The 6,073-nt window shown below is 46.7% G+C and carries 5 protein-coding genes and 2 pseudogenes; 1 reads left to right on the top strand and 6 read right to left on the bottom strand.

Features of this window, described 5'->3' with window-relative positions; genetic code table 11:
- Positions 1–51: 51 nt before the first annotated feature.
- The 5 genes and pseudogenes from AB5026_RS09345 to AB5026_RS09365 form a co-directional block, all read right to left on the bottom strand.
- A pseudogene (locus AB5026_RS09345) lies at positions 52–177 on the bottom strand (sporulation transcriptional regulator SpoIIID); the annotation flags it as partial.
- An 89-nt stretch (positions 178–266) separates the two neighbouring features.
- Positions 267–941, bottom strand: coding sequence for a TMEM165/GDT1 family protein (locus tag AB5026_RS09350; protein WP_118752649.1), 675 nt, complete (start codon positions 939–941; stop codon positions 267–269).
- A gap of 274 nt (positions 942–1,215) precedes the next feature.
- Complete coding sequence (locus tag AB5026_RS09355) at positions 1,216–2,157, bottom strand: YgcG family protein (RefSeq protein ID WP_049947034.1); 942 nt, start codon at positions 2,155–2,157, stop codon at positions 1,216–1,218.
- 56 nt (positions 2,158–2,213) lie between these two features.
- Positions 2,214–2,780 carry a LemA family protein gene (locus AB5026_RS09360; RefSeq protein WP_215638431.1) on the bottom strand — a complete coding sequence of 189 codons (567 nt, stop codon included), beginning with the start codon at positions 2,778–2,780 and terminating at the stop codon, positions 2,214–2,216.
- A 115-nt stretch (positions 2,781–2,895) separates the two neighbouring features.
- Positions 2,896–3,840 (bottom strand): ketopantoate reductase family protein, encoded by a 945-nt coding sequence (locus tag AB5026_RS09365; protein ID WP_368213172.1) that lies wholly within the window; start codon positions 3,838–3,840, stop codon positions 2,896–2,898.
- Between the two features lie 294 nt (positions 3,841–4,134).
- Here AB5026_RS09365 and AB5026_RS09370 point away from each other — a divergent pair, with 294 nt between their 5' ends.
- On the top strand, positions 4,135–5,223 hold the full coding sequence (locus AB5026_RS09370; protein WP_368213173.1) for a histidinol-phosphate transaminase: 1,089 nt from the start codon (positions 4,135–4,137) through the stop codon (positions 5,221–5,223).
- A 170-nt stretch (positions 5,224–5,393) separates the two neighbouring features.
- Here AB5026_RS09370 and AB5026_RS09375 read toward each other — a convergent pair.
- A pseudogene (locus AB5026_RS09375) lies at positions 5,394–5,735 on the bottom strand (glycosyltransferase family A protein); the annotation flags it as partial.
- Between the last annotated feature and the right edge of the window lie 338 nt (positions 5,736–6,073).

Genomic DNA, 6,073 nt, shown 5'->3' on the forward strand with positions numbered 1-6,073 from the left:
CGTTCCTCCTTGGTTTTTTTTATTCTATTACCCAAACAAACCGTTCTATATTGTTACCACCATATGTACCGTACTCTTACTGATCCCGAATTTCTTAGCTGCCTGCCGCACCGTAGCCTTTGTTTCAACAATATATCCTGCGATCTCAACTGCACGTTCTTCAATATAATCCTTCACTGCCAAGCCCCCGAAGACGCTTTTTTACAGTGTATGCGGAGGCTTTTTCAGGTATGAGCCCTATTCTGTGCAAAGCTCCTTATAATAATTTAATTCTTTTTCGCCTGCTTATAAAGCACAAGACAGACGATCACAAACACAACCGTAACCGCTACGGTAAGCGGAAGGATCATAGAAGAGCCCGCCCCGAGCAGAAGGCCAAATCCCTGTCTCAGCGTCAGGATTCCAAAGATGGAAAAAATAACAAATGCAACTGTATTGAGGATTCCCTCCGGTGCCTTGCTTTTCAGAAGATATCCGATCAGAAGTCCGATCACATCCGCTGCAAAAAGTCCCAGTGAACAGGCAAGCCATACCACAACCGCTGAACTCAGTCCCTCATTGGCACCAAATGTAATTGCGGTAAGCTGTGTCTTATCCCCCAGCTCCGCAACAAAAAATGTACAGAATACAGACAGCGGTGCAAATTTGATCTTGCGATCCTTAACATTCTCCTCCTCATCATCGTCACCCTTCAGCGTTGTCACCGCAAAAAACAGGAACGCTGCACCTGCGATCAGACGGATCAGCCAGGTAGGGACCACGGTACTGATAATACCTCCTGCAAGCACTGCCAGTCCGTTGAGCACCAGGACAGCAACACCGGTTCCAAGCAAAATATCCTTCAGCTTGAACCTGGAAGTCATTGCCACCAGCATCAGCTGTGTTTTGTCACCCATTTCCGCAATAAACTGGGTAAAAAGCACTTTCATAAATAACAGCATTTTTCTTCTCCTTTGCATATTCATCCGCTCCGGAGCCATAAAAAAAGACCCACGTATACTCTATTTCTGTAACAGAAATAAAATATACATGAGTCTCATTCTTTAAGATTTGCCAGGTGCATGCACCAGTATGTTGACAAACCACGTCTACACGCGAATTACTCCCTCACGGAATTGATTTTCGTCATTGTAGCAAAGTTGAGAAATTTTGTCAAGAGCATTAGAAAGCTCCGCCTGTGCTGTACAAGAGAACCGGCGATTCCTGCCGACACCACTAGAAATCCCTGCCTGCACCGCCACCGCCGAAGCTTCCTCCGTCTCCGGAGCTTCCGCTGTCGTAGCTGTCATAATCATCATCTCTGTCATCGTCATTACCGGAACTTCCGCCGCTGCTTTTTCCCCCTCTTCCCAGGATCCAGCTCAGCGGAAACAGGGAATTAAAGAGCCGGTGCAGTACACTCATACGGCTGAAATTCTTTTTCCAGTAGTCTGCGGTATCCTTTCCCGACAATTTCATTATCAGGCCCTTCAGAACCAGAACCATAGTTACGATAAGAAATACAGGCAGCATCACGCACAGCAGATATGCGCCCACCATGAGCAAAACAATCATCACAAGCCCCAGCGCGATCTCCCAGACAGTTCCCTCATCCTCATCGTCGTCCACATCCTGCTGCACCTTCTCATACCTGGGAGCTGTTATTTTCTCCAGGCCGTATTCCTCACGGATCTCATTTAGCAGTGCATAATAAAGCTCCACGGTACCTTTTTCAAACTGATTGTCTTTATAGGAAGGAACTGCATATTCATCCAGAAGTCGTCCGGTCTTTGAATCAGGCAGCTTTCCCTCAAGACCGTAGCCGACAGATACCCAGACTTTACGGTCCGAAACCGAAAGGACGATCAGGACACCATTATTTTTCTTCTTTGAACCAATTCCCCATTTGCGGCCGGTTTCCACTGCATAATCACTGATGTCTTCCCCATCGGTGGTATCCACGGTAAGGACAACCAGCTGCGCTGTGGTATCCTCATACAGCTGCTCACCAGCCTTGCAAAGCTCTTCCTTCCAGGTATCGCTGAAAACCCCTGCATAATCATTAACATAGAATTCTTTTGTGGCAGACGGGATCTTCCCGAAAGCTGCCAGCGTACTTCCGGACAGCGTCAATACAAAAGCCAGCAGCACAGCCATCCGTCCGATCCATTTTTTCATAGGATATTCTCCCTCTATCCGTTCTTTCATTTCATCAGAACAATGGTCTGATCTTATCACTCTGCCAGCATATCCCCTACATCCGGCGTATCTGCTGCTGAATCATCGGCCTCAAAATATGACGCCTTCTCAAAGCCAAACATGGAACCAAATACATTCCCGGGGAATTTCACAAGCCTTGTGTTATAAGCTTTCACAGCCTCATTATAATCTTTTCTCGCTACAGAGATCCGGTTTTCACTTCCGGACAGTTCATCCATCAGGCCCACATAAGTAGTATCACTTTTCAGTTCCGGATAATTTTCCACCACAACCTTCAGACCGGAAAGTGCACTGTCCATCTGCTGATCTGCCTCAGATTTCTCTTCCACGGTATCTGCATTCATCAGCTGGTCCCGCGCCTCCAGAACCCTGTCAACAACCCCCGTCTCATGCTTCGTGTAACTTTTTACCGTGCTGACAAGATTCGGGATCAGATCTGCACGTCTCTGCAGCATGGTATCCACATCAGCCTCTGCAGTTTCCACAGCTTCTTTACTTCCAGCAAGCCCGTTGTAACTGAGCATAAGTCCTCCGGCAAGGACCACGATCACTGCAATAACAGCCAAAAATACTTTCTTCATCTCTTTTCCTCCCTTCCGATATCACAGATAACCTTTCAGCCTGCGATACAGGATTTTTTATATCCCCATTGTACCAGAGCATACAGGATTCCACCAGAAAAACTCACCTTTTCGATCAGAATTTTTCTGCCATTTCCATAAGTCCCTGATATATTTTTTCGGAAAGCGGAATGGAAACACCAAGTTTCTTCGCTTCTTTCACAATATAGCCGCTGAAGGTTTCCAGCTCCGTCTGTTTTCTCCGGATGCGAAAATCTCTCTGCAGGGAGCTGGTTGCATTATCTGCATGTACATGGCAGAATTTATGGATCACCTCATTGATGTGCTCATCCGTCAGCGCAACCCCCTTGGCCTGACCTACACTGGCAGCTTCCCATACAAGCTTTTCATACTGCTGCGCTTTCACCGGATCTCTGCGGAGCTCCCCGATGGTATTATCATAAAAAGCAGTCATCACATTAAAGGCACAGTTGAGGATATACTTTCTCCAGATCTCCACCTCAATATCCCCCTGATCCTTATAGTCAATATCCGCACCTTTCAGGATCCCTGCCACTTCTGCAACTTTCTTCTGCTGCCGTTCATCCGCATCTTTGATTCCAATACAAAGCCACGTAAACGTATCCTGCTGGGAAATGGAAAAATCCTCATTGGCAAAAGCCACCGTATAGATCAGCGAATCCACAACCGTTCCCTTACCAACCAGACGGCGGATGTTTTCTCCCGGGTCCACACCATTCATCACAGGAATGATCACGGTGTCATCCGTGACCATGTCCCGGATACTTTCGCACACCTCAGCCAGAGAATAATTTTTTACACAGATAAAAATATAATCCTGCTGTCCCATATCCTGAATTGGAACTACCCGCTCTGGCTTTGCCACGATCTCACCCTTATAATCACTGTGAAGCACCAGGCCTTTTTTCCGGATGCTCTCTGCCCTGGCGCCACGTGCAACCATCGTCACATGCGGATACGCCTTCGCCAGCAGCCCGGCTATGTAACCACCAACACCACCAATTCCGATCACTGCGATCTTTTTCTTTTCTGTATTCATATTTTCTGTTTCCTTTCCTGCTGTTTCTCACTGAGAACTTACCCTCCCCGGAAAAAATGTAGATATTCACGATCCGCATTGACAAACAGCATGGATATTCACAATCCGCATTCGCTACCTGCTCATTGTATCAAATATTCCCATACATTTCCAGAAAGCAATTTTCAATAATATCCTGTTCAAAAAATATAGAAAAATACAGAAACTTTTTATCCCGTCTTTTTTTGTCCCGGATTCTGGTGTATACTGGATATAAATTTTTTACGAAAAAAACAAAAATGTGAGGTGACAAAAATGGATACCAAACCCGTTTTTCACGGAAGTGATATAGAAAAGATCTGCAGCTACTACAATCTGAAAAAAGAAAACATCGTCAAATTCGGTGCAAATGTCAATCCTCTGGGACTTTCCCCAAAAGCCGGCAGAGCCATTGCAGAACACGTGGATATCCTTTCCTCCTACCCGGACAGAGAATACACATCCCTTCGGAATACGATTTCCAGCTACTGCAATATTCCCGCTGATTTCATCCTTCCGGGAAACGGCTCCAGCGAATTGATCTCCCTTCTGATCCAGGAGCGTGCCCCGAAGCACACTCTGATCCTTGGGCCTACCTATTCTGAATACTCCAGAGAGCTCTCCTTCTCCGGAAGTACCCAGGAATACTACCACCTTCAGGAAAGCAATGATTTCGAGCCGGACATTCCGGATCTCTGCCGAAAGCTGGAGCAGGGCTATGATTTTCTCATCCTCTGCAATCCCAACAATCCGACCTCCTCTGCCATCACCCAGGAAGAGCTTCGCAGACTTATCGGTTTCTGTGCAGAAAAAAATATCTTCGTGATGATCGACGAAACCTATGTGGAATTTGCCCCGGATATCAACGCCATCACCGCAGTTCCGCTGACACGGGAATTCACCAATCTCATGGTACTCCGCGGCGTATCCAAATTCTTCGCTGCTCCCGGAATGCGCCTGGGCTACGGCATCACCGGAAATATGGAATTTCTTGCAAAAATGCGCGAAAAACAGACACCATGGTCACTTAACAGCCTTGGTGCCTTTGCAGGAGAGATCATGCTACAGGATGAAGATTATATTAAAGAAACCAGAAATCTGATCCTTTCCGAACGCGACCGGATGATCCGGGAACTGAGGGATACAAACACCTACAAAATCTATCCCGCCTATGCAAACTTTATCCTGCTCCGGATCATGAAAAACGGACTGACCTCCTATGACGTATTTGAAGCCTGCATCAGACAAGGCATGATGATCCGTGACTGTTCTTCCTTCCAGTGCCTGGACGGGGAATTTGTACGATTCTGTATCATGATGCCGGAGGATAATTCACGGCTTGTTAAAGTGCTGAAATCGCTGTAAAAGCTGTACAATACGATCCGGGATTTCCGGATCCCCTGTTTTATGTCTCCGGTGCCTGACAGACTCGGCTCTACCTCAGTGATGGGATACATGACAAATTCTACATCAACGTAGTAGCAGTTTTCATCGATCTTCCGCCCCGCCTGTCTGGCAGGCTCCGTCCCTTCCGTTTCAAGGCAGTCCACCAGCCTGCAGAAAGCATCCCTTTCTACCCAGTCATCACTGTCCAGGATCTTCACATACTCACCGGACGCCATCATAAGACCTGTGTTGATTGCTGAACCATGACCACCATTCGCCTTATAAATGATCCGGAAGGTATCCGGATACTGCTCCACAAACTCATACGCGATCTCCGCAGAACCATCCTTGGAGCCATCCAACACCACCAGCACCTCGATCCGGTCCAGCGCCTCCCCGATCACCAGAGATTCCAGACACTGCCGGATATATTTTTCCATATTGTAGACAGGTACGATCACCGTCAGAACTTTGTCCATACTGCTATCCATCTCTCTTCCCTTACACGAACTCTGATCTGCCAGCCAGCTTCTTCAGATTCAGATCTCATCAACTCCTGAAACTGCTTTATCTGCGTATATTATCGGGATGGAAAAATTGGAATACAATGGACTTTGCGAAGGTTGAATGAAGATTTAACGTGGGGTTAACATTAAGGGGGGGGGAATGCCTCGAAGAATCTTGCTTTACACTGGTTAGTCAGCCCTCGGTTAACATTAAGGGGGGGGGAATGCCTATGTAAAAAATTGTTCGAGACTATGAAGAAAAGTCTGTAAATAATAATCTTCTATGATAATGATTGAGCTGGAAGCGCTAAATTGGAGCTTCC

This window comes from Blautia sp. RTP21359st1_E11_RTP21359_211015 (assembly GCF_040910705.1).
Classification (GTDB): Bacteria; Bacillota; Clostridia; order Lachnospirales; family Lachnospiraceae; genus Blautia_A; species Blautia_A fusiformis.